The 18,713-nt window shown below is 67.0% G+C and carries 16 protein-coding genes; 7 read left to right on the top strand and 9 right to left on the bottom strand.

What is annotated here, in order from left to right:
- Nucleotides 1-29 precede the first annotated feature (29 nt).
- A complete protein-coding gene (locus B2G71_RS07150; RefSeq protein ID WP_098105061.1) occupies nt 30-1,355 on the top strand; it encodes an FAD-dependent oxidoreductase in 1,326 nt (441 codons plus the stop codon).
- A gap of 34 nt (nt 1,356-1,389) precedes the next feature.
- On the opposite strand, the gene dnaN is transcribed toward B2G71_RS07150, so the two are convergent.
- The 4 genes from dnaN to B2G71_RS07130 form a co-directional block, all read right to left on the bottom strand.
- Complete coding sequence (gene dnaN / locus B2G71_RS07145; RefSeq protein WP_098105060.1) at nt 1,390-2,508, bottom strand: DNA polymerase III subunit beta; 1,119 nt, start codon at nt 2,506-2,508, stop codon at nt 1,390-1,392.
- Between the two features lie 235 nt (nt 2,509-2,743).
- Nucleotides 2,744-3,508, bottom strand: coding sequence for a 3-oxoacyl-[acyl-carrier-protein] reductase (gene fabG / locus B2G71_RS07140; protein ID WP_098105059.1), 765 nt, complete (start codon nt 3,506-3,508; stop codon nt 2,744-2,746).
- A gap of 50 nt (nt 3,509-3,558) precedes the next feature.
- Entirely contained in the window at nt 3,559-4,494 is a 936-nt protein-coding gene (gene fabD / locus B2G71_RS07135; protein WP_098105058.1) for an ACP S-malonyltransferase, read from the bottom strand.
- Between the two features lie 92 nt (nt 4,495-4,586).
- Nucleotides 4,587-5,405, bottom strand: coding sequence for an LD-carboxypeptidase (locus B2G71_RS07130; protein ID WP_098105057.1), 819 nt, complete (start codon nt 5,403-5,405; stop codon nt 4,587-4,589).
- A gap of 57 nt (nt 5,406-5,462) precedes the next feature.
- On the opposite strand from B2G71_RS07130, the gene B2G71_RS07125 reads away from it, so the two are divergent.
- Entirely contained in the window at nt 5,463-6,902 is a 1,440-nt protein-coding gene (locus B2G71_RS07125) for a Mur ligase family protein (RefSeq protein WP_098105056.1), read from the top strand.
- Nucleotides 6,903-7,534: 632 nt separating this feature from the next.
- Here B2G71_RS07125 and B2G71_RS07115 read toward each other — a convergent pair.
- From B2G71_RS07115 to B2G71_RS07105, 3 genes are all read right to left on the bottom strand, one after another.
- Complete coding sequence (locus B2G71_RS07115) at nt 7,535-8,548, bottom strand: hypothetical protein (RefSeq protein ID WP_206049340.1); 1,014 nt, start codon at nt 8,546-8,548, stop codon at nt 7,535-7,537.
- Nucleotides 8,520-8,738 (bottom strand): hypothetical protein, encoded by a 219-nt coding sequence (locus tag B2G71_RS07110; RefSeq protein WP_098105054.1) that lies wholly within the window; start codon nt 8,736-8,738, stop codon nt 8,520-8,522. The genes B2G71_RS07115 and B2G71_RS07110 overlap by 29 nt, the downstream gene beginning before the upstream one ends.
- 155 nt (nt 8,739-8,893) lie before the next feature.
- Nucleotides 8,894-9,841 (bottom strand): DUF808 domain-containing protein, encoded by a 948-nt coding sequence (locus B2G71_RS07105; protein WP_098105053.1) that lies wholly within the window; start codon nt 9,839-9,841, stop codon nt 8,894-8,896.
- Nucleotides 9,842-10,043: 202 nt separating this feature from the next.
- Between B2G71_RS07105 and B2G71_RS07100 the strand changes: the two genes are divergently transcribed.
- Nucleotides 10,044-10,868: a flagellin gene (locus tag B2G71_RS07100; RefSeq protein ID WP_098105052.1), complete on the top strand. Its 825-nt coding sequence runs from the start codon at nt 10,044-10,046 to the stop codon at nt 10,866-10,868.
- Between the two features lie 72 nt (nt 10,869-10,940).
- Here the strand turns inward: B2G71_RS07100 and B2G71_RS07095 are convergent, their stop codons facing one another.
- Nucleotides 10,941-13,592, bottom strand: a complete 2,652-nt coding sequence (locus B2G71_RS07095; protein WP_098105051.1) for a M1 family metallopeptidase — start codon at nt 13,590-13,592, stop codon at nt 10,941-10,943.
- A gap of 305 nt (nt 13,593-13,897) precedes the next feature.
- On the opposite strand from B2G71_RS07095, the gene rpsF reads away from it, so the two are divergent.
- The 3 genes from rpsF to rplI are packed head-to-tail and all read left to right on the top strand — an operon-like array spanning nt 13,898 to nt 15,131.
- Complete coding sequence (gene rpsF / locus B2G71_RS07090; protein WP_098105280.1) at nt 13,898-14,260, top strand: 30S ribosomal protein S6; 363 nt, start codon at nt 13,898-13,900, stop codon at nt 14,258-14,260.
- A 3-nt stretch (nt 14,261-14,263) separates the two neighbouring features.
- A complete protein-coding gene (gene rpsR, locus B2G71_RS07085; RefSeq protein WP_098105050.1) occupies nt 14,264-14,488 on the top strand; it encodes a 30S ribosomal protein S18 in 225 nt (74 codons plus the stop codon).
- 13 nt (nt 14,489-14,501) lie between these two features.
- Nucleotides 14,502-15,131 carry a 50S ribosomal protein L9 gene (gene rplI, locus B2G71_RS07080; RefSeq protein WP_098105049.1) on the top strand — a complete coding sequence of 210 codons (630 nt, stop codon included), beginning with the start codon at nt 14,502-14,504 and terminating at the stop codon, nt 15,129-15,131.
- Nucleotides 15,132-15,482: 351 nt separating this feature from the next.
- On the opposite strand, the gene B2G71_RS07075 is transcribed toward rplI, so the two are convergent.
- Nucleotides 15,483-17,012: a serine hydrolase domain-containing protein gene (locus tag B2G71_RS07075; RefSeq protein ID WP_141521517.1), complete on the bottom strand. Its 1,530-nt coding sequence runs from the start codon at nt 17,010-17,012 to the stop codon at nt 15,483-15,485.
- Between the two features lie 190 nt (nt 17,013-17,202).
- On the opposite strand from B2G71_RS07075, the gene B2G71_RS07070 reads away from it, so the two are divergent.
- Complete coding sequence (locus B2G71_RS07070; protein ID WP_098105279.1) at nt 17,203-18,636, top strand: AMP nucleosidase; 1,434 nt, start codon at nt 17,203-17,205, stop codon at nt 18,634-18,636.
- Nucleotides 18,637-18,713: the final 77 nt, after the last annotated feature.

Below are 18,713 nucleotides of genomic sequence, written 5' to 3'. Positions count from 1 at the left end.
GTCCAAGCATCGAAAAAAGGAGAGGAATTGTGCGGCAGATCGCCATCGTCGGGTCGGGCCCAGCGGGCTATTACACCGCCGAAGCGGCGGTCAAGCAATGGGGCGAGGACGTGCATGTCGACATCTTCGACGCCTTGCCGGTGCCCTTCGGCCTGATTCGCAGCGGAGTCGCGCCCGATCACCAGTCGATCAAGGGCGTATCGCGACGCTACGAAGCCACCGCGCAGTCGGACAACGTCCGCTTCGTCGGCCACATCAACGTCGGTACCGACGTAACCGTCGCCGAGCTCCAGGAACTTTACGACGCGGTCATCCTCGCGACCGGCGCACCGGGCGACCGCAAGCTCGGGCTGGCGGGCGAAGACCTGCCCAACGTCTTCGGAAGCGCCGCCTTCGTCGGCTGGTACAACGGGCATCCCAATTTCGCCGATCTCGACCCCGCACTCTCGCACGACACCGCCGTCGTTATCGGCAACGGCAACGTCGCGCTCGACGTCGCGCGGATTCTCGCCAAATCGCGCGACGAGTTCGCCGGCAGCGACATCGTCAGCCACGCGCTCGACGCGCTGCACGCCTCGACGATCCGCCGCATCGTCATCCTCGGCCGTCGCGGGCCGCATCAGATCGCGATGACGCCCAAGGAACTGGGCGAGCTGGGCAAGCTCGCGCGCGCCTGCCCCCGCGTCGATCGCGCCGACCTGCCCGACGCGGCGCTGGACGATTCGCTCGAGCCCGGTACGCGCAAGTCCGTGGGCCATCTGCGCACCTTCGCCGCGAACGAGGCGCCCTGCTCCGAAAAGGACGTGGTGATCGAGTTCGATTTCTTCGCCTCGCCGCGCGCGATCCTCGGCGAGGATCGCGTCGATGCGGTGGAGGTCGAACGCACGCGGCTCGACGACGGTCGCGCGGTCGGCACCGGCGAGGTCTATCGCGTCGAGGCGGGGTTGGTGATCTCGTGCATCGGCTATCAGACCTCGCCCATCGCCGAGGTGCCCTACGACGCGAAGAACGGCCGCTTCGCCAACGAGGACGGCCGGATCGCGCCGGGGCTCTACTGCGTCGGCTGGGCGCGGCGCGGCCCCACCGGAACGATCGGCACCAACCGGCCAGATGGCTTCGCGATCATCGAGAAGGTCGCCGCGGACATCGGCGAAGGCGCCACCAAGCCCGGCCGCCCGGGTTTCGAGGCGCTGGCGGCGCGCAAGGGCCTCGACTTCATCAAATTCACCGACTGGCAGAAGATCGACGAGGCAGAGATCGCGAACGCGCGCGAGGGCAGTCCGCGCGAGAAGTTCGTCCAGGTCGATCACATGATCGGCACGCTGGGGCGCAAGCAGCCAGACCCGGCGAAATAGGGCGAGGCCCGCGCTCCGCCCTATTTCGCCGCCGTCAGACGCGCATCGGCATCAGCACGTAGAGCGCCTCGCTCTTCTCGTTCTGGCGGATCAGCGTCGGCGCGCCGGCGTCGGCGAGATGCAGTTCGACGCTGTCGCCCTCGATCTGGCCGAGGATGTCCTTGAGATAGTTCGCGTTGAAGCCGATCTCGAAACCGTCCGAGGCGTAGGCCGCGGGAAGTTCCTCGGCGGCGGTGCCGTTGTCAGGCGAGGTCACCGACAGCGTCACCTTGTCGGGCTCGAGCGCCATCTTGACCGCGCGGGTCTTTTCGGTGGCGATCGTCGCGACGCGGTCGACGCCTTCATAGAAGGTCTTCGGGTCGAGCTTGAGAAGCTTGTCGTTACCTGTTGGAATAACACGGGAATAATCGGGGAATGTCCCGTCGATCAGCTTGCTGGTCAGGACCACCCCGTTCTCGCCGCCGAGCGTGAATCGGATCTTTGTGGCCGACAGGTCGATCAGCACGCTGGTGTCGAGCGCCTCTTCGAGCAGCTTGCGCAGTTCGGCGACGCATTTGCGCGGCACGATCACGTCGGGCATGCCCTGCGCACCCTCGGGGCGCGGCAGGGTGAAGCGCGCGAGGCGGTGCCCGTCGGTGGCGGCGGCCTTGAACTCCTCGTCGGTGACGTGGAGGAAGATGCCGTTGAGGTAGTAACGCGTTTCCTCGGTCGAGATCGCGAAGCGCGTGCGGTCGATCATCTGCGCGAGCGTGGCCGCCGCAATCTCGAAGCTGGTGGGCAGTTCGCCCTCGGCGATCATCGGGAAGTCGTCGCGCGGCAGCGTCGGAAGCTGGAAGCGGCTGCGCCCGGCCTTGACCAGCATCCGGTTGTCCGCCGAGTCCAGGCTTACCTGGCTGCCCTCGGGCAGCTTGCGGGCGATGTCGAACAGGAGGTGCGCCGAAACGGTGATCGCACCGGGCGCCTCGACCGAGACCGCGCTCAGCGTCTCGACCACCTGCAAATCGAGGTCGGTCGCCATGATCTTGAGCGCGCCGTCGGCCGCAGCCTCGATCAGCACGTTCGAGAGGATGGGAATGGTATTGCGCCGCTCGACGACGGACTGCACGTGGGAGAGGCACCGCAGCAGGGTTGAACGTTCGATCGTGGCCTTCATTTCAGCCTCATGTCCCCTTGTCGGCCGGACGGATAACCGTCAGTTACGGACCATCCTCTCTAGCGTTACGAAGTCGAGCGGCAAGTAAAGAGTCCCCGCAGCGGGCCGAATCTGGGGATAAGGGCTGCGAAAAATCGCCTTGTCCGACCGCGATCGGGCCTCAGCCGCTCGCGCGCAAGCCGCACCGGCCCACGCCTGATTCAGCCGCACCGAGCCGGAATCCCGAACGACTCCGTCAGACCATCACCATGCCGCCGTTGACGTGGAGTGTCTGCCCGGTGACGTAGCTCGCCTCCTTCGAGGCGAGATAGACCACCGCCGAGGCGATCTCGTCGCCCTCGCCCATTCGACCGATCGGAATCTTGGCGTTCAGCGCGTCCTTCTGCGCATCGGGCAGGACGTCGGTCATCGCGGTGCGGATGAAGCCGGGCGCCACGCAGTTGACGGTAACGCCGCGCGTGGCGATCTCCTGCGCCAGGCTCTTCGACATCGCGGTGATCCCGCCCTTGGCCGCGCAGTAGTTCATCTGCCCCGGATTGCCGGTGGTGCCGACGATCGAGGTGATGTTGACGATGCGGCCGAAGCGCGCCTTCATCATCGGCTTGGTCGCCGCGCGCATCAGCCGGAAGGCGGATTCGAGGTTCACGCGGATCACCGCGTCCCATTCCTCGTCCTTCATCCGCATCGCGAGATTGTCGCGGGTGATGCCCGCGTTGTTGACGAGGATGTCGAGCTTGCCGAGCGAATCGATCGCGGCGGGAACGAGCTTTTCGACCGCATCTGGGTCGGACAGGTCGCAGGCGATGGCGATGTGATCGACTTCCTGGTGATGGTGCGGCGAGTGCTCGTCGAGTTCGTCGCGGAACGCGCGCAGCTTCGCCTGATTCGAGCCCGAGACCGCGAGACGGGCGCCCTGCGCGGCCAGCGCACGCGCGATCGACGAGCCGATTCCGCCCGACGCCCCGGTCACCAGCGCGGTCATTCCGTGCAGATCGAACATCGCATTCCTTCCCTCGTTGCGTTCTTTCGCATCCAGCGCTGTAGCCGCGATCAGAGCGCCTTGGCCAGTTGCTCGATGTCCGCCATCGACATGACCGAGGCGACTTCGACCTCGCCCGCGCTGCGCTTGATCATCGGGCCGACAACCTTGCCACCGAACTCGACGAAGGTCTCGACGCCCGCCTCGCGCATCGCGATCGCGCTCTCGCGCCAGCGCACCCGGCTCGTCACCTGCGCAACGAGCAGGCGCGTGACTTCCGCCGGATCGGAGACCATCCCGGCGGTGACGTTGGCGAAGAGCGGAAGGCGCATCGGACCGGCGGGCGTCTTCGCCAGCGCCTCGGCCATGGCATCGGCGGCAGGCTGCATCAGGCTGCAGTGAAACGGAGCGGAAACGGGCAGCGCCATGCCGCGCTTGATGCCGTACTCCTTGACCAGGCCGATCGCCCGCTCGATCGCGCCGGCATGGCCCGAGAGCACGACTTGCGACGGATCGTTGTCGTTGGCGACTTCGCAGACATCGCCTTGCGCGGCCGCTGCGGCGAGCGCGGTCGCCTTCTCGATGTCGGCGCCGAGCAGCGCCGCCATCGCGCCCAGGCCCACGGGCACCGCCGCCTGCATCGAGCGGCCGCGCAGCTTGAGCAGCCGCGCGGTGTCGGCAAGGCTGAAGGCGCCCACGGCGCACAGCGCGGTGTATTCGCCGAGCGAGTGGCCGGCGACGAAATCGCACTTGTCGGCGATCGCGATGCCGCCTTCCTTCTCCAGCACCCGCAGGCAGGCGATCGCGTGCGCCATGATCGCAGGCTGCGCGTTCTCGGTGAGCGTCAGCTCGTCTTCGGGGCCCTCGCGCATGATCCGCGACAGGTTCTGGCCGAGCACGTCGTCGACTTCCTCGAAGACCTGGCGCGCGACCGCGCTCGCCTCGGCGAGCTCGGCGCCCATGCCGACTTTCTGGCTCCCCTGCCCCGGAAACAAAAATGCTCGCATCGTAAGTCCACTCCGTTGTCCGGCGCGTCATGCCGGGTGCGCCTATGAGCGCATGCGACCTATTTTGGATGTGGCGGGGCGGACTATTGCGCTTATGCGTCGCTGGCAAGCCCGAATGGCACGATCTTGTTGTCCGAATCGTGCCCGATATCGGCGGTTCCGAGGAAGGCGATCGCGTGGCGATCGCACCAGTGGCGCGCAATCTGCTCGGGCGTGGCGCCGAACGGGCGCTGGTTTTCGGGCACCTCCGAGACCCGCCCGAGCATGAGCCCGGCGATCCCGCCGAGATGCGCGGTCAGGTGAAAGAACAGCCGGTCGACGGCATAGAGATACTCGGAGACCTCCTCGACCAGCACGACATGATTGGCGAGCCCGGGCATCAGCCGCGTTCCGCCCATCATCGCCAACGTCATGAGGTTGAAAGCCACGCGAGGATGCGGGTCGACGCATGTTTCGATGCCGGTCTTGCCGCCCGCGAGGTAGTCGAGCACGCGGCGGATCGCCTCATCCCCGCCCTCGCGGCGAATGCACGAAACCATCGGCGCGTGGACCGGCCGCCCGATCCGCTCGCGATAGAGCGCGCCGAGCAGATAGCCCGCGTCCGAAAAGCCGAGCCAGGTCTTCTCGCTCGCGCATGGCGCTAGGTGCGCGATCGCGTCTTCGGCGATGCGGCAGGCGCCGTAGCCGCCACGCGCGAACCACACCGCATCAATGGCGGGATCGTTGGCGCAGTCGACGAAGGCGGCGAGCCGCTCCTCGTCCGTTCCTGCAAAGTGGTCCGACGCCGCGAAGCATTGCGGGTGGAAGCTCAGCGCGACTTGCGGGAACTCGGCCGCGGCCAGCGCGGTGACGCGCTCCGCATCTTCGGGCGTGATCGGCGTGGACGGAGCACAAACAGCGATACGGGTCATGGAAGAACGCTCCTATCGAGGTTGTCAGCGCAGGCAAGCGCGCATACCGCATTCTCCATGACGCCTGCCGACACACTCGCCGACACACCCCCCGCCCTCACCGATCGCCCCTGGTTCTTCTGCGGCATCGGCGGCTCGGGCATGCTGCCGCTCGCGCTGATCCTCAACGGACTGGGAGCCGAGATCGCCGGGTCGGATCGCAGCCGCGATCAGGGGCGCAGCGCCGCCAAGTTCGACTGGCTCGAACGGCAGGGCATCCGCCTCTTCCCGCAAGACGGCAGCGGGATCGCCTCGGCGGGCCAGGTGCTCGTCGCATCCGCCGCGGTCGAGGACACCGTGCCCGAGATGGCGCGCGCCAGAGCGCTCGGCTGCGAGCGGATGAGCCGCGCCGAACTGCTCGCCGCCCTGTTCAACGCCGCCCCGCACGCCATCGGCATCGCCGGCACCAGCGGCAAGTCGACCGTAACCGGCATGGCCGGCTGGATCCTGATCGAGGCCGGCCGTGACCCGACGATCATGAACGGCGCGGTGATGAAGAACCTCGTCGCGCCCGACGCGCCTTTCGCCAGCGCGCGCGTCGGCAAAGGCGACGTCTTCGTCTCGGAAGTCGACGAGAGCGACGGCTCGATCGCGCTTTATCGCCCCGAGGTCGCGGTGCTGCTCAACGTCAGCCTCGATCACAAGTCGATGGAGGAACTGCGCGTGCTCTTCGGCGATTTTCTCGCCCGAGCCCCGCGCGCGGCGGTGAACTTCGACGATGCGGAGGCGCGCGCGCTCACGGTCCGCTCGCCCGATGTCATTTCGTTCGGGATCGACAGCGCCGAGGCGGCGATCGGCGTCGAGCCAGGAAGCGTGGCCGACGAACCGATCGGCCTTGCCGCCACCGTCCTCGACCGGCGTGACGGATCGCGCCACGCGCTCGCCTTGCGGATGCCGGGCCGCCACAATCTCGCCAACGCGCTTGCCGCGATCGCGGTGGCGAGCGCCTGCCACGTGCCGGTGGCCGATGCCGTCGCCGCGCTGGCGCGCTTCGAGGGACTCGCACGCCGCTTCGACGTGGTCGGCTCCAGCCCCTCGGGCATCGCGGTGATCGACGACTTCGGCCACAACCCTGAGAAATGCGCCGCGACGCTGCGCACGCTCAAGCAGCATCCCGGACGCGTGATCGCCTTCTTCCAGCCCCACGGCTACGGCCCGCTGCGCCAGATGGGCGCCCAGCTCGCCCGCACTTTCGCGCACGAACTGGGTCCCGAGGACCGCACGTTCATCTGCGATCCGGTCTACTTCGGCGGGACCGTCGACCGCAGTGAGGGCAGCGAGCGGATCGTCGGCCTGATCCGCGAAGCCGGCGGCGCGGCCGAGTACGTCGCGGCCCGCGAGGAATGCGGCGAACGCATCGCCGCACTGGCCCGCCCCGGCGACCGGATCGTCGTCATGGGCGCGCGCGACGACACGCTGAGCGCCTTCGCACGCGACCTCCTCGCCGCGCTGCCCTAGCTCCGCGCCGACCGGTCCGACAAGCGCCCCCGCAAAGCGAGAGCCAGGCGGCGTGGAAAAATCCAGTTTCGGTCCGGTACGCCCGCAATCAGGCTTGTCGGGCAAAGAACCAGACTACCGGACACGACGACATTGCTGACCGAGCCCATCCTCCACCCGTCATGCCAGCGAAAGCTGGCATCGCTCTAGGAGTTGCGCCAACATTCCGCCACGGGCGGTTGGACCTCTATTCTGCCTAACAAGCCTCACGCCGTGCTTTATTTCGGCGGCACGCCTGATCTGGCTCGCGGATGGCGCAACATCGAACTGGTTCAGACAAATCCTTCCACCGCACAGGTATGGGCTTAAGCGGTGCGTTCTCGTTGCACCGCATCGCGAGATTGACGCTGCCATCACACGTAAAAAGGCGCTGAAGGCATGGAAGCGCGACTGGAAAGTCGAACTGATCGGGCAAGCGAACCCTGGCTGGGAGGACTTGTTCGATCACCTCGCACAACCGTGAGCGATCCCAGCTTTCGCTGGGATGACGGATGAAGCTCAATATCCGCTAACCACGACATCCCGGTCGTTCAAGCAGTCTTACCCATTTCCCGATAGCGGACGATCGTTTCGGGCAGGAATGTCCACGCCGCCTAGACGAGCCGGACCTCGATCAACGTCTGGTTGTGCAACTGGAACGCGATTTCGCCGAAGGTGATCGGTCCGCCGAAGCCGCCGATCGCCTTTCCGGCCAGATCGCCGAACTGGTAGTTCAGGATGCAGTTGCACGAGAACAGCGTGCCCTGGCTGGGGACCTGCGCAAGCCGTTCGGCGAATGCCTCGGCATAGTCGCCGATCGGCCTGGCGAAGCAGTAGTCGACGCCGGGAAAGACGGGGGCGTAGAGCCGCACCCTCTCGGCCTCGACCTCCTGCAGCGAGGCATTGACGTAGGCGCCGGAGTAATCACCGACCAGCGGGAGCTGGCCGTGCTCGAGTCCGCGCGAGCGCACGTAGTCGGCGAAATCAACCTCGGCGCCGTTCACCATCGCCCGCGCGGGCGCGAACGTCGTCTGGTGAAAGCGGATCGTCTCGACGCGGTCGGGCTCGAACAGGTTGACGAACTCGAGATGCGGCAGAACGTCCTCGGGCAGCGCGACGTGAAGCACTGCGGCGCGATCGCCCGACCAGGCCTCGCCCGATCCCGCGAAGACCTTGGCGCTCGCGCCGGGCTGGTCGAGATCGTGGCCCGCGATCCAGCCGAAGGTCGGCTTGAGGAAGGCCTGCGGATAGTTCGCCGCGTCGTGGGCGAAACGCTCGTGACAGCGCGATCCGGCCGGGATGACCGTCAGCGCGAAGCCGCCGTCGGGCGTGTTGGCGGTGATCTTTTCCATTTCGTCGGGGCCGTAGTGCGCCACGCGCGTCTCGCCGAGATCGCCCAGCTCCGTGACGAAGAGGTGCTGATGGTCGAGCTTCGCACCGCCGGCGGCGGTCATCACGTAAGGCGTGGTCCCGCCGATCCACTGGCCGGCGGGCAACTGGCGCAAGACGTCCTCGTGCCCGGCAATGCACAAGGTCGCGCCGCCGGCGATGAGCGAGACGACGTCGCCCAGCGGCAGGACGGCGTTCACCCGCACTCGGTCAAAGCCGGTCGAACTGAGAAAGCTCATGCCCCAGGGTCCTTTCGTAGCGGGTAAAGAATTCGTGGATTTCCTGAACGCGGTCGACCAGCTCGGTGCGCTGGTCCCGATCGAGGCGCTTGGCCATCATCTGCGCTGCCGGATTCCTCAGCTCGAGTTCCTGCAGGCCGCCCGTGGCGAGCCGCTTCCAGCAGGGATGGATGAAGGGTGGTACAGACATTCCTCTTGCGTCCCTCGCGACTGGATGGGCTCTTGTTGGTCCGCGAGGCATTAGGACAGCGTGGCTTTTCGGCCCGTGGACCCAGTCCTAGGCGAACGCACCTAGCAGCGGGAAAGCCCGGATTAGCCGCGATGCGCGAGCATGGCGGAATGCGGCTAGTGCGCGTTCTCGCCGCGCAGCTTGCCGACCTGGTGCACGATGACCGCGAGCACCGCGCCGACGATCAGGCCGACGATGCCAGAGGCGATCGCGTAGGCGAGCCAGCCCAGCACGCCGCCGAGCGCGCCCGTCGCGTGTTCGACCGCGTGCTGGATCGCGTGCGCGAGATGCGCGGGCGCGGCGAAGCCGAGTTCCTCGCTGCCGTGCAGGAGAATGCCGCCACCGACCCACAGCATCGCCAGCGTTCCCACCGAGGCGAGCAGCTTGAGCACGATCGGCATGGCTTTCAGCAGCCCGCGTCCGGTCTTCTGCGCTGCGGGGCCATCTTTGCGGGCGAGGTGGAGGCCGATGTCGTCCATCTTCACGATCAGCGCGACCGCGCCGTAGACCACCGCGGTGATCACCACGCCGACCAGCGCGAGGATGATCGCGCGCGCCACGAGGCTCTGGTCCGCCACTTCGGACAGCGCGATCGCCATGATCTCGGCCGAGAGGATGAGATCGGTGCGGACCGCGCCCGCGACGCGCTGCTTCTCGAACGTCGCCGGGTCGGAGATGGTGTCCTCCAGCGTCTCGCCGTGCTTGGCGCCGCCGAGCTTCTCGATCACCTTCTCCGCGCCCTCGAACGAGAGGTAGAAACCGCCGAGCATGAGCAGCGGGGTGATCGCGGCCGGCAGGAACTGGCTCAGCAGCAGCGCGACCGGCAGCAGGAGCAGCAGCTTGTTGCGCAGGCTGCCCTTGGTGATCTGCCAGATGATCGGCAATTCGCGGTCGGGCGTGAAATTGGTGACGTAGGACGGGGTCACCGCCGCGTCGTCGATCACGACCCCCGCCGCCTTGGTGCCCGCCTTGGCCACGCCTGCCCCGACGTCGTCGATCGACGCGGCGGCGGCGCGGGCGATGACGGAGACGTCGTCCAGAAGGGCGACGAGACCGGATGGCATGGCGGCGCAGGCTCCTTGACCAGAAAGCGCGCCCAAAGGCGGGCGAGGCCGCCTGAATGCGGGCATTCGCCAAACCGATCAAGCGTCATCTTGTCGGCCCTCGATCACACGGCCCTTAAAGTCTCACCGGCCCGCGCCGTTCTTCCCCCTGACCGCAGCGGGCGACCGGCCCATTCCGGTCGAACAATCGGGGAAACGAAAAATGGCAGTCATCAACACGAATATCAGCGCGATCCGCGCCACCAACGCCTCGATCTCGGCCAACAAGATGCTTGGCACCTCGATGGAGCGCCTCTCGACCGGCAAGCGCATCAACTCGGCGAAGGACGACGCCGCCGGCCTTGCCATCACCACGTCGATGACGACGCAGATCAAGGGCATGAGCCAGGGCATCCGCAACGCGAACGACGGCATCAGCCTCGCGCAGACCGCGGAAGGCGCGCTCTCCGAGATCTCGAACATGTTCCAGCGCGTCCGCGAGCTCGCCGTGCAGTCGGCCTCGGGCACGTACCAGGCTTCCGACCGCACCGCGATGCAGGCCGAGGTCACCGCGCTCACCGATCAGGTCGCCGACGTTCTCGCCACCACCCAGTTCAACGGCAACACGCTGTTCTCGACCACTGCCGGCACGGACGTCACCTTCGACATCCAGACCGGCGCCAACTCGGGCGAAACCGTCACGCTGACCTCTGTCGCGATCGACGGCACCAATATCGACGCCACCGCGCTCGACGTCACCACCTCGGCGCTCGCGACCACCACGATCGACAACATCGACCTCGCACTCGCCGACGTCAACGCGACCCGCGCCTCGCTGGGTGCCGGCCAGAACCGCCTCGAATCGGCGGTCAACAACCTCACCAGCAACGTCGCCAACCTCTCGGATTCGCGCTCGCGGATCGAGGATGCCGACTACTCGGTGGAAACCACCTCGATGGCCAAGGCCCAGATCCTCTCGCAGGCCTCGACCGCGATGATCGCCCAGGCCAACCAGGCGACCGAGCAGGTCATGCAGCTTCTGCGCTGATCGCGATCACGAGCTAGTCAGTCGAGGCCCCGTGGACGGTTCGCCGTCCACGGGGCCTTTTCCGTCCGGCTTTCAGTACCCGGCCTTCGCCAGCCAGGCGTCGACACCCGGCATCCGGCCCTCGCTTACCGAGCGGCGATAGCGGATCAGCGCGATCGATTCCTCGGTGGGCTTGCGCGCGTCTTCCGGCAGGCCCGCGGCATAGCTTTCCAGCTTGCCGATCATGGCTTCGTCCAGGCTGGATTGGGCCAGTCCCGGGAAGTAGCGGCTCGCCGCCGAGAGATCGACGCGCTTCACCACATCGTCGTAGTGCGCCATCGCGAAGTCGAACGCCAGGTCGGGATGCTCGCTGGCGACATAGCGGATGATGCTGGGGCTGACGGTCTCGCCCGGCTCGTCGGTCAGAGCCAGTTCCAGCGCCTTTTGCGCCAGTTCGGGATCGCGTGCCGCCCCGAGGCGCGAATAGATCAGGCTGCGAAGCTGGGTCGACTGCTCGGACTTGGCCATCGCGTGCAGCTTGTCCCAGGTCGCTGCGTCGGCATGCGTGGCGACCACCCCGAGGATCGCGCTGCGCAGCGAGGGATCGATCGCCGTCGGGTCGCTCTCCGAAGCGGCGAAACGGCGCTTCGCCTCGGCCACGACCGTGGGTTCGCCGACATCGCCGAGCAGCGAGATTAGCGAGGAGCGAAGCTCGGTCTCGGTCGCCGGCTCGTCGGCCTTGGGCGTCCAGCCGAGCCGATCGAGCACCGGCAGGAACTTGGCGCCCACGAACTTCGTCAGGCGCCCGCGCAACTCGGGCTTGCCCTCGGCATAGGCGTAGAGCGCCGAGAAGTAGCTCGCGCCCGAGGCAAGCACTTCGGGCTCGGCGTCCGCCGGCATCGCCTGCACCAGATCGAGCAGGTCTGCCATCGGCTTGACCCCGGCGAGGCCCAGCGCGCCGGTGTCCGAGAGCAGGCCAAGCTGGTCGACCGCCGGAACTTCGGCGAAATTCTTCGAGATCGCCGAGAACATCTGCGGCGCATAGGCCACGCGGTAATAGCCGTTCTGGCCGGAGTTGACGATCACCGGGCCGCAGCCCGCGACCTCCAGGCTGCCGCTGCCCTCGAGCAGCGTCTCCGCCGGCGCGCCGCCGAGCGCAGCGGCGACGATGGGAACATGCCACGAGAGCGGCGTCTTGTCCGGACGATCGCGCGTGAACTCGCCCTGTTCGAGCGCAAGCACCGACTTGCCGCCCTTGCAAGTGCCCGAGACCTTCACCAGCGGGATGCCCGGCTGGCGGGTGAAGTCGTGCGCGATCTGGATGATCGGCTTGCCCGAAGCCTTTTCCATCTCGCGCCACAAGTCGTCGGTCACCGTGTTGGCGTATTCGTAGCGCTTCATGTAGGCGCGCACGCCCTCGCGCCATTCGTCGCGCCCGGTGTAGGCCTCGAGCATGCGGATCACCGACTCGCCCTTCGAATAGGTGATGCCGTCGAAGGCCTGGCTCGCTTCCTCGACCGTCTTGCGCTCCTGGATGACCGGGTGCGTCGTCACCAGCGCATCCTGGTTCATCGCCCCGTTGCGCGTGCTGACCGCGCCGAGTTCGGGCTTCCATTCGGGATGGAAGTGCTCGGTCGCGCGCGTCTCCATCCACGAGGCGAAACCCTCGTTGAGCCACAGGTCATCCCACCACGACATCGTCACGAGATCGCCGAACCACTGGTGTGCCATCTCGTGCGCGAGCACGGTGAAGATGCGCTTGCGTGCATCGACCGAATCGAGCTTGGGATCGAGCAGCATCGCGTATTCGAAAGTGAAGATCGCGCCCCAGTTCTCCATCGCCCCGAAGAACTGCGACTGGCCCGGAGCGGCGACGTTGTCGAGCTTGGGCAGCGGATAGGGCGTGCCGAAATAGGCGTTGTACCAGGGCAGGATGTCGGCCGAGGCATCGAGCGCGAAAGTCGCCTGGTCGGCCACGCCGCGCTTGACCACGACACCCACTTCGGCGTCGCCGGCCTGCCGGGTCGCGCGCTCGAAATCGCCCATCCCGAAGAAGAACAGGTAGGTCGACATGACTGGCGTTTCGCGGAAGCTGACCCGCTTCCTGCCCTCGCCCGCCGGCGCGGACTCGGCGACGGGCATGTTGCTCACCGCCATCTGGTCTTCAGGCACCACGGCATGGAGCGTGAACGTCGCCTTGTAGAACGGCTCGTCGAAGGCCGGGATCATGCGCCGCGCGTCTGGGGCCTCGAACTGGGTGTAGAGCGCGCGCTTCTCGCTCCCGTCGGCCGCGACGTAGTCGAGCGCGAACAGGCCGTTGGCCTGGGTGTTGATCGTGCCCGAATAGGTGGTCGAGAGGCGGTACTTGCCCGGCGTGAGCGGTTTGTCGAACGCGAACGTCGCGGTCTGCGCGTCGGGCTGGAGCGTGATCGTCGGCGTCATCGCCTGCTTGCCCCCCGCCGCCGTGAGCCGCGCGGAGGAGATCTTCAGATCGACTGCATTGAGCACGATCGTGTCGGTCGTCTCCACCACATCGACGTCGATCGCGACTTCGCCGGTGAAGGTGAGCGCCTCGGCATCGGGCGTGATCGTGACGTCATAATGCGTCGGCCGCACTGCGCGGGGAAGCTGGGTCGTCACCGTCTCGGCGGTGGCGCCGGGCGTGGTCGAGGGTGCGGCGAGGGCCGGCTGCGCCAGCGACGCGGCGAGCGCGGCGGCGGCAACCGTTGCAAGGTGCTTCTTCATATGTCTCCAGGGGATAACAGAGTGCCAGACTGTCGATTCGATAGGCCCCGGCCCTGCCCGATCAACCCAGATTCGGGCCAACGACAGACCGTGGCCGACGAACGACGTGGCGGTGTGGCCCGCCCGCCACAGTGCGCGAGGGGGCCCGCAGGCGCCAATGCGCGCTTGCATTTCGCCCCGGATGCGCTATGCGCCCCGCTTCCGCGCGCCGCGTTCGGCCGTGTGGAAAGCTGAAGAAAGCCGGAGGGGCCCCGCAATCGTGCGGACAAGCCAGCGATCGGTTGGAAGATGAAAAGGAAGCTGCCGTGCCGCTTTACGAGCACGTTTTCCTGGCGCGCCAGGACCTGAGCCAGTCGCAAGTCGACGCGCTCGCCGCGACTGCAACCGAGATCGTCGAGAAGAACGAGGGCAAGGTCCACAAGACCGAGACCTGGGGTCTCAAGAATCTCGCCTACAAGATCAAGCGCAACCGCAAGGCGCACTTCGTCATGCTCAACATCGAGGCCTCGGGCGACACCGTCGAGGAACTCGAGCGCCAGACCGCGATCAACGAAGACGTGATCCGCTGGATGACGATCCGCGTCGACGAGCACGAATCGGGCCCGTCGGTGATGATGCGCAAGAGCGACCGCGACAACCGTCGTCGCCGCGAACGCGAGGGGAACTGAGCCATGGCACGACCGTTTTTCCGCCGCCGCAAGTCCTGCCCCTTCTCGGGCAAGAACGCGCCGACGATCGACTACAAGGACGTCCGTCTGCTGCAGGGCTTCATGTCCGAGCGCGGCAAGATCGTCCCGAGCCGCATCACCGCCGTTTCGGCCAAGAAGCAGCGCGAGCTGAGCCAGGCGATCAAGCGCGCCCGGCACATCGGCCTGCTGCCCTACATCGTCAAGTAAGGAGGCTAGCCCCATGGACATCATCCTCCTGGAACGCGTCGAGAAGCTCGGCGCCATCGGCGACGTCGTCACCGTCAGGGACGGTTACGCGCGCAACTACCTGCTGCCCAACAAGAAGGCCCTGCGCGCCAACGAGGCGAACAAGAAGGTCTTCGAGGCCAACCGTGAACGTCTCGAGCAGGAAAACGCCGAGAAGCGCACCGAGGCCGAAAAGCAGGGCGACAAGGTCGCCGGCACCGAGATCGTGCTGATCCGCGCCTCGTCGAACTCGGGCCAGCTCTACGGTTCGGTCAACGTGCGCGACATCGTCGCCGGGCTCGAGGAAAAGGGCCACAAGATCGACAAGAAGCAGGTCATCATGGGCCATCCGATCAAGACGATCGGCATGTTCGACGTGACCGTCGCGCTGCACCCGGAAGTCCACGTCACGGTGAAGGCGAACGTCGCCCGCTCGCCCGACGAGGCCGACCAGCAGGCGCAGGGCGTCGACGTCCTCGCCGCGATGTTCGAGGAAGAGGCCGCGCCCGTCGGCTTCACCGAGGCCTACGATCCGAACGCCGAACCCGGTGACGTCGCCGCCATCCAGGCCGCCGAAGCCGCCGAGGACGAGGCCGAGACCCCGGCAGGCGAAGAGCAGGCCTGAGCCCGCTCACCGCCACGAGTCAAGAGGGGCGCCGGGCAACCGGCGCCCTTTTTCATCGGGCGTGCCTTGCGAAACCGGACACAGGCTCGGTTTGCTGCGGCACCGGCCCACACCCCCGCCCGACCAGGTTCGAATGGACGGAAGCCTCTTCACGTTGCGGCAGGAGCCAATTCCCAACCCCGCTCAGCCTGAGCTTGTCGAAGGCGTTGGCGCGGAGCCTTCGACAAGCTCAGGCTGAGCGGGTGGAGGTGCTTGCCGCTTGTCAGCCCACTCCGACTTTGCGGACATCGCGCCTGTCCACAGTGCCCGGCGAAAGCAGACGCTCGAGCAGAATGGACTCGTCCACGCCGTCTAGCCCTCAGGCAAAAACTCCGCGAAATCGAGCCGCTGAAGCTCGAACGCGGCGGTCGGCGCGAGCTGCACCTGCCCCCTCACCGCGCCCTTCTCGCAAGTCCAGGTGAAAGTGCCCTGGAGCTTGTTGACCGGCGCGACCGGCGCGCTCGTATCGCAGGCGCCAACCTTTTCCTTGAGCGCGGCGATCGCGGCGCGGCGGCGGTCGAGCGCGTTGTCGAGCGCGATGTTCACCGCGAGCGGCACAAGTTCCGGATCGCCCGCCTGCCAGGCCACTTTCGCGCTGACATAGGCCTGCTCGAGCAAGGCGCTCGGCGGCCCGGGCGCGCGGTCGGGAATGGCCCCTGCCCTTCGCAGTTCGCGCAATGCGCCGTAGGCGACCGAGCGGCCCGAGGAATAGGTCCGCGCGCTGAACGCGAACAGCGCCACGCCCGCGTCGGGCAGCAGGTGCACCGTCGAGCCGTAGCCCGGATAGCCGCCCGTGTGCCGCATGTTGCGCCCCACTTCGCACCCGTCGGAGACGAACCACCCCGCCGAATAGCCCTGCGACTCCGTGCAGGTCGCGCCTTCGGCGTCGGGCGGCGTGGTGATCGTCCCCCAGGGCGAGACCAGCATGGGGATCTCGCGGACGGTCGCGCGCCGCACGGGTCCGGTCTCGGGTGCGTCCGAGGCGGGCCAGGCGGAGAGCACGAAGGCGAGCCACTTCGCATAGTCGTTGGCCGTGGTCTCGACCCCGCCCATCGCGCCGAACTCGCCATCGGGCATGTCGGGCTCGCGCACCCATTGCCCGTCCTGCCAGCGGTAGCCGATCGCGCGCGATCCGGGCGGGTCGGCGAGCACGTCGTAGCCGGTCGACGTCATGCCCAGCGGCAGCATGATCTCTTCGCGGATGTAGTCCTGATAGCGCTTGCCCGAAGCGTTGTTGATGATCCGCCCGAGCAGCGCGAAGCCGTAGTTCGAATATTCCGGCCCGGTTCCGGGGCTCGATGCGAAGGGCATTCCGGCGCGCATCATCGCGCCGAACGCCTCGGGCGCGATACTCTGCTGGCGATCGCCCCAGGGGTTGTCCTCCACGAAGCCCGCGGTGTGGTGCATCAGGTCGGCGACGGTGACGGCCCGCGAATCCGAGGTCGGCAACGCCCAGTCCGCCACCTCGGGCACGTATTGCGACACAGGGTCCGCGAGCCGCAGCTTGCCCTCATCGCGCAACTTTAGGATCGCGAGCCCGGTGAAGGCCTTCGACATCGATGCGATGCGAAACCGCGTGTCGGCATCGACCGGCGTCCTGCTCACGAGGTCGCGAGTGCCGAGCCCCTCGACCAGCACCAGCTTGCCGTCCTGTACCACGCCGTAGACCATGCCCGGCACATGCGCCTCGGCCATGTAAGCGGTGAAGATATCGTGGAGCGTGCCCGCCATCGTCTCGATCGTCGCGGGCGCGGCCTCCTCGGCGGCGGGCTCCGCTTCGCCGGCCAGCGGCAGGGCCTGCGCCGCCAATACCGGCGCGCCGGGCAGGAGCGCGGCGACCAAGGCCAAAGCGCCGCACTGCCGCAACGTTCGTCCTCCACTACGCCCGATCATGCCCGCACGCCGCATAGCCACCCCTCTGTTCCGCTCCCACAGTCGAGACCAACCTTGCATGGACCGGCATTCGTGGCGACCGATTTCTTGCCGGCCGGGCATGGCTTGCATTGGCTCCATCGATCTATAGGACACGGCGATGGAAACGATTGAACACGTCATCGCGGAATTGGTCCGCCTTTACGACGAAACCGTCGCCACGCTTCGTTCAGACATCGCCCTTTTCGCCGAACACGGTACGCCGCCCCCACCCTTGCGCCGGGCCGAGCGGGCCTGGTGCTATCCCGAACTGCGCATCCGCTATGACGGCGACGAGCGGCGCCCCGAACTGCTGCATTCGTTCGGCCGCCTCACGCATGACGGGCTCTACACCACCACCGTCACCCGCCCGCGCTTCTTCGCAGACTACATCCGCGAACAGCTCAAGCTGCTCACCGAGAATTACCAGATCGTGATCGAGGCCGGCCGCTCGGCGCAGGAGATGCCCTTCGCCTACGTGCTCGATGGCGGCGAGGGACTGGGACAAGTCACGCCCGCCGAGCTAGCGGCGCACTTTCCCGCCACCGAACTCGCTATGATCGGCGACGAACTGGCCGACGGAATCGACATTACCGGCCCCGACGATCCGATCCCGCTGGCGCTGTTCGATGGCCTGCGCACCGATTTCAGCCTCGCCCGGCTTGCCCACTACACCGGCACTCCGCCCGAGCACTTCCAGCGCTACGTCCTGTTCACCAATTACCATCGCTACGTCGACGGGTTCGTCGACTGGGCGGGTCGGCAGGTCGGCACCGACAGCAACGTCGCGCTCTCGGGCGCGGGCGGCCTCTATGTCGATGCGAGCAGCGACCAGGCGCGCGCGCGGCTTTCGGACACCGCCTGGCGGCGTCACCAGATGCCCGCCTACCACTTGATGCGCGAGGACCGCTCGGGGATCACGCTGGTCAACATCGGCGTCGGCCCCTCGAACGCCAAGACGATCACCGACCACCTCGCGGTGCTCCGCCCCGAGACCTGGCTGATGATCGGCCACTGCGGCGGCCTGCGCGATTCGCAGAAGATCGGCGATTACGTGCTCGCCCATGCCTATCTGCGCGACGACCATGTGCTCGACCATGTCCTTCCGCCCGAGATCCCTCTGCCCGCGATCGCCGAGGTGCAGCAGGCGCTGGCGAAGGCAGCCGAGGACGTAAGCGGCGCGGGCGGAATGGACCTGAAAAAGCGCATGCGCACCGGCACCGTGGTCACGACCGACGACCGCAACTGGGAACTGCGCTACGCCGCCTCGGCCCGGCGCTTCAGCCAGTCGCGCGCGATCGCCATCGACATGGAGAGCGCGACGATCAGCGCCCAGGGCTTCCGGTTCCGCGTGCCCTACGGCACCCTGCTGTGCGTCTCGGACAAGCCGCTTCACGGCGAACTCAAGCTGCCGGGGCAGGCCAACCGCTTCTACGAGGAGGCGATCGGCGCGCACCTCAAGATCGGCATCAAGACCTGCGAACTCCTGCGCGAGGAAGGCGCGCGTCTGCATTCACGGAAATTGCGGGCGTTCAACGAGCCGCCGTTTCGGTAGGGGGTGGGGGACAGGTTGCAGATGATGTAGCCCCCGAGCGTTGCGCCTGGTTAGCGCCCTTGTCGGTCACTCGATAT

Origin of the sequence: Novosphingobium sp. PC22D (assembly GCF_002556635.1) — a bacterium.
Classification (GTDB): domain Bacteria; phylum Pseudomonadota; class Alphaproteobacteria; order Sphingomonadales; family Sphingomonadaceae; genus Novosphingobium.
The sequence above is the reverse complement of the archived record's forward strand: the minus strand, read 5'-3'. Positions and strand labels throughout refer to the sequence as shown.

Excerpts from the sequence above, each read along its gene's own strand:
- B2G71_RS07095 (WP_098105051.1), bottom strand. The coding sequence starts at position 13,592 with ATGAAGAAGCACCTTGCAACGGTTGCCGCCGCCGCGCTCGCCGCGTCG.
- B2G71_RS07100 (WP_098105052.1), top strand. The coding sequence starts at position 10,044 with ATGGCAGTCATCAACACGAATATCAGCGCGATCCGCGCCACCAACGCC.
- B2G71_RS07105 (WP_098105053.1), bottom strand. The coding sequence starts at position 9,841 with ATGCCATCCGGTCTCGTCGCCCTTCTGGACGACGTCTCCGTCATCGCC.
- fabG (WP_098105059.1), bottom strand. The coding sequence starts at position 3,508 with ATGTTCGATCTGCACGGAATGACCGCGCTGGTGACCGGGGCGTCGGGC.
- rplI (WP_098105049.1), top strand. The coding sequence starts at position 14,502 with ATGGACATCATCCTCCTGGAACGCGTCGAGAAGCTCGGCGCCATCGGC.
- B2G71_RS07125 (WP_098105056.1), top strand. The coding sequence starts at position 5,463 with ATGACGCCTGCCGACACACTCGCCGACACACCCCCCGCCCTCACCGAT.
- B2G71_RS07130 (WP_098105057.1), bottom strand. The coding sequence starts at position 5,405 with ATGACCCGTATCGCTGTTTGTGCTCCGTCCACGCCGATCACGCCCGAA.
- B2G71_RS07110 (WP_098105054.1), bottom strand. The coding sequence starts at position 8,738 with ATGTCTGTACCACCCTTCATCCATCCCTGCTGGAAGCGGCTCGCCACG.
- B2G71_RS07115 (WP_206049340.1), bottom strand. The coding sequence starts at position 8,548 with ATGAGCTTTCTCAGTTCGACCGGCTTTGACCGAGTGCGGGTGAACGCC.
- dnaN (WP_098105060.1), bottom strand. The coding sequence starts at position 2,508 with ATGAAGGCCACGATCGAACGTTCAACCCTGCTGCGGTGCCTCTCCCAC.
- rpsR (WP_098105050.1), top strand. The coding sequence starts at position 14,264 with ATGGCACGACCGTTTTTCCGCCGCCGCAAGTCCTGCCCCTTCTCGGGC.
- fabD (WP_098105058.1), bottom strand. The coding sequence starts at position 4,494 with ATGCGAGCATTTTTGTTTCCGGGGCAGGGGAGCCAGAAAGTCGGCATG.
- B2G71_RS07070 (WP_098105279.1), top strand. The coding sequence starts at position 17,203 with ATGGAAACGATTGAACACGTCATCGCGGAATTGGTCCGCCTTTACGAC.